The sequence below is a fragment of the Candidatus Bandiella numerosa genome, from assembly GCF_021811875.1.
Classification (GTDB): Bacteria; Pseudomonadota; Alphaproteobacteria; order Rickettsiales; family Midichloriaceae; genus Aquirickettsia; species Aquirickettsia numerosa_A.
Genome location: NZ_JAJBJD010000103.1, coordinates 1 through 3857 on the forward strand (window position 1 = coordinate 1; position 3857 = coordinate 3857).

Annotated in this window: 6 protein-coding genes and 1 tRNA gene; 2 read left to right on the plus strand and 5 right to left on the minus strand. The window is 30.2% G+C overall.

Translation table 11 applies throughout. From position 1 onward, the window contains the following. Positions 1–163: 163 nt before the first annotated feature. The 4 genes from L8D11_RS03975 to tsaE all read right to left on the minus strand — a co-directional run bounded on the left by L8D11_RS03975 (position 164) and on the right by tsaE (position 2902). Entirely contained in the window at positions 164–325 is a 162-nt protein-coding gene (locus tag L8D11_RS03975) for a hypothetical protein (RefSeq protein ID WP_236870380.1), read from the minus strand. Positions 326–422: 97 nt separating this feature from the next. Beyond that, a complete protein-coding gene (gene ftsA, locus L8D11_RS03980; RefSeq protein ID WP_236870381.1) occupies positions 423–1646 on the minus strand; it encodes a cell division protein FtsA in 1224 nt (407 codons plus the stop codon). Then, positions 1643–2323, minus strand: coding sequence for a cell division protein FtsQ/DivIB (locus L8D11_RS03985; RefSeq protein WP_236870382.1), 681 nt, complete (start codon positions 2321–2323; stop codon positions 1643–1645). The genes ftsA and L8D11_RS03985 overlap by 4 nt, the downstream gene beginning before the upstream one ends. Before the next feature lie 156 nt (positions 2324–2479). Further along, positions 2480–2902, minus strand: a complete 423-nt coding sequence (tsaE, locus tag L8D11_RS03990) for a tRNA (adenosine(37)-N6)-threonylcarbamoyltransferase complex ATPase subunit type 1 TsaE (RefSeq protein ID WP_236870383.1) — start codon at positions 2900–2902, stop codon at positions 2480–2482. A 100-nt stretch (positions 2903–3002) separates the two neighbouring features. Between tsaE and L8D11_RS03995 the strand changes: the two genes are divergently transcribed. Together L8D11_RS03995 and L8D11_RS04000 are read left to right on the plus strand one after the other, a co-directional pair. Then, positions 3003–3077: transfer RNA gene (locus L8D11_RS03995), tRNA-Gln, on the plus strand. A 118-nt stretch (positions 3078–3195) separates the two neighbouring features. Next, on the plus strand, positions 3196–3561 hold the full coding sequence (locus tag L8D11_RS04000) for a TrbC/VirB2 family protein (RefSeq protein ID WP_236870384.1): 366 nt from the start codon (positions 3196–3198) through the stop codon (positions 3559–3561). Here the strand turns inward: L8D11_RS04000 and L8D11_RS04005 are convergent. Further along, positions 3549–3857: hypothetical protein (locus tag L8D11_RS04005; protein ID WP_236870385.1), on the minus strand; the 309-nt coding region annotated here is incomplete at its 5' end. The two genes, L8D11_RS04000 and L8D11_RS04005, sit on opposite strands and share 13 nt — an antisense overlap.

Genomic DNA, 3857 nt, shown 5'->3' on the forward strand with positions numbered 1-3857 from the left:
CTTGAATTCCTATTATTCTATCAGCTTTTATACCAAACTTATCGTTCTTCTTTATATGAATCTAATTTTTTAAATCCATTTATTGCATATCTTCCTTGCTTTGCATTTATGCAACGGCCTTTATTATGAAAAGTATTGGGATGCCTAAGACAATCCGTATTGCTTAAAAATACTGAGAAAAGGTACTTGCGGTATTTATGCAACAAAGTTCTTCTAAATCACTATTTTTGCCATGTTTATTAGTATGGCTCTCGCACACTTTACACGCTTTTTCTATTGAAATTTCATAATTTTTTTGAACATTCTCCTTACTGTGATAACTCATGTACACCCCCATATTACCAAAATAATGGGTGAACTAAATTAACACATCCACCCTGTATGATTTCAGTCTTTCATAAAATTCTAGTATTGTCAAAAATTTAAAAATTCTCTTTAAGCCATACCCAAATTGATTTTAAAACCCCATTTTTGTCTTCAAGCAAATTCTTTTTATGGTGATTCATATTTTCTATGCATCTTAACATTCCTATCGGAGCGGAAAAGCTACTCTTTAAAAAATTACTAGGAATCCCCTCTTGATTATTAGGTATGCCAATTCTCGCTTTTACCTCAAAGACTTCCTCTATTAATTCTTTTATCCCTATCGATTGTGCACATCCACCTGTAAATATTACTTTACTTACTAACTCCATCATATCGTTATCTTGTAGCTTATTTTTTAACAATGTTAATATTTCATGCATTCTTGCAATAATTACATCATTAAGCTCATTTTGGTTAATAAAACACTCATCTTCATAAGATACATCCATATCAACCTTTATAGCCTGAGCAGACGAATCACCAACTGACCTAATCATGGAACCATGTTTATTTTTAATTTTCTCAGCTATTTTCATATCTAAGTTAAACACCTTGGCAATATCTTTTGCAAGATTTATGCCACCATATGGCACTCCATCCGTAAAAATTATTTTATCATTAACGAACAAAGAGATTGTTGATGAAGCACCGTTAATTTCAATTAATGCACAACCAAATTCCATTTCTTCAATTTTTAAGCATGCTACCCCAGCAGCGTATCCACTGCATATATAACCCTCAATTTTAAGTTGGCATAGCTCAAGACACTTTGAAATATTTACTGTGTAGTTTATCGGCACACTTACCATATGAAAAAATCCTGTCAGCTTATTTCCATAAAGCCCCAGAGGATACGATATACCTCTATTCCCATCTAGTATATATTCATATGGAAAAGTATGTACAATCTCCACCTCTTGCTTACTAAATTTTCCCAGCACTTTAAACAAAAGCTTATTTAAATCTTTAACAGTAACTTCTTGATTCGAAAGAACTATATCTGCTGAACTTCTTTCAGAAATAAGAAATGATGAATTAAGACTTATAAACACATTTTTAATATTAACGGCGGCCATTTTTTCTGCTACTTCCACTGACTTGATTATAGCATTTTTTGCAATTTCCAAATTAACAATCATACCAGATTTAACTCCACCTGAAGCAGTTTCCGACACTCCTAAAATTTCATAATTATCCGCATATATTCTCTTAACTATAAAGCAAGTTATTTTTGTACTGCCTATGTCTAATATAGAAATTATATTTTTTCCTTTAATCATACTTTATCTTTCAATCTTAAAAATAGCTTTTCTGGATACAATCTTAAATCTATTATATCAATTTTATCCTTATATTTTAAACTATTTAACACTCTTTCCGATTTTTTAATTGAACTAGCAATATTATTTTCTGGTAATTTAATCACTATATTATCTTCAATATATACGTCCCATCTTCTATTACCAATATAATGCAGGCTTTTAATTTTTCCATACAACGAAAAAGGTTTTAACAAATCAAGAAACGTTTTCAGCTTATCATTAAAATTTTGTCCAAATATTATAACCAAATTTTTATATGAATCCACATCTTTTATTTTTAGTATTTTATTGCCCTCTTCATCAATTAACCAAGGCGAATTTTTATTCCACCATATAGCAAATGGCTTACGTTCATTAATTGTAATTTTTATTAGTCCTGAGTAATTTATATTGACGTTAACATCACTAATTTCATCTAATTTAAGCAATTTATCCCTAATGCCGTTCGCAGAAATCAAATATAGCTTTTGCCCTACCCTAACATTGATTAATTCAAGTATAGATTTTTTTAGCAATAAATTATTTCCTAAAACATCAATTTTTTTCAAACTAGCAAAGCTTTTAAAATCATTATGCAAATGATTTTCAATGTTTTTCATATAAGCATTGTTTTTAGCATAATAATATGACGTCATAAGTATTACTAATAGGAGGATAGATTTTAAAAACAATCTACGTATCATCACATTAATTAATAAATAGCATGAAGCTAATATAGCAATATTATACTTTTATTACCATAGATTAAATTTATTACTTTTTTTACAGTATAGCCTATGTAATAAGTAAAATCAGTAATCTAGTATCAATCTTCTGTTAAATTCATCATTAGTAAATTTTATATGTGCCCTCAAGTAATTTTTCTTAAGCAATTTTTCCGCAATTTCACCCCACTCAATAATTAAAATTCCATTTTCCATAGCATCTTCAATTCCAATGTTAAATAATTCTTTTTCAGATTTAATTCTGTACAAATCAAAATGCCAAATTTTAAATTTCTTAACATCATAAATGTGCACTAAATTGAATGTTGGGCTTGTTACATTTAGTGGATCTCCTCCTAGATTTTCAACAATACTTTTGGTAAAAGTTGTTTTACCCGATCCCAAGTCACCATATAATAATAGTACTTTGCTCTTTAATAACATTTTACCAATTTCATGCGACACTTTTTTCAATTCATCAAAGCCATATTCAATTATTTTTCTAGTCATAAAAATTATCTAGTGCATTCAAAATGCTTTTATAACATAAAATAATCAATAAATGCTTGAAAAAAATAATTTCGCATATAATATCACCTACATATTCCATTGGGATGTAGCCAAGCGGTAAGGCAACGGTTTTTGATACCGTCATGCGGAGGTTCGAATCCTCCCATCCCAACCATAAATGATCTCAAAATTAATTTTAAAAAAAATATTGCCAACTATAACCATTGTGCTACTGTTTAATTTAATATAACTTTAATTTAGTAGGCAAGATGTTGTTAAATTTTAAAAAAATAATGGTCATTTCTTTGATGATCTTTTCTATGAACTTTTTACTCAGTACTAATTCACGCGCAGATGCTTCTACTGATGCAGGAACTGGAATTGCTCAAGTACTTTGCAACGTAATTTCAGTCGCTCAGGGAGCAACTGGAAAAACAATAGCTACCCTTGTTATTATATCTACGGCAATAGGTTTGTTCTTAGGAAAAATTACTTGGGGTGTTGCCATAGCAGTTGCGGTTGGTATGGGCGTTCTATTTGGAGCAAATACACTAGTTTCATTTTTATCTAATACTGCTGGATCAGGAACTGCCACTGATGTTTGTAAAGGTCTTCAAAGTAGTACACCTCCACCTACACCTACGCCTCAAACATCATAACCTTTAGGATAAGCTATAAACTTTTGAATTAGCTTAATGCTTTTTCGGTACCTCAGCCAAGGATTGTAGGCAGTTAATCTACCACTTTTCTTGGCTTTTCTCGTGCTAAAAATCGTAATATTATCAAGCATCATATGTTGCTGTGTAATAAATATGAAGATATAACAATATACAAAAGACCATTGCATAATAGGCAGAAAGAAACATATATGATAGAATGAAAAGATAAGTACATACGAAAGAGGAGGCAAAATGTCATTTTTAGTAAGAGAAGCAGAAGAACGTATAGAGAAGAG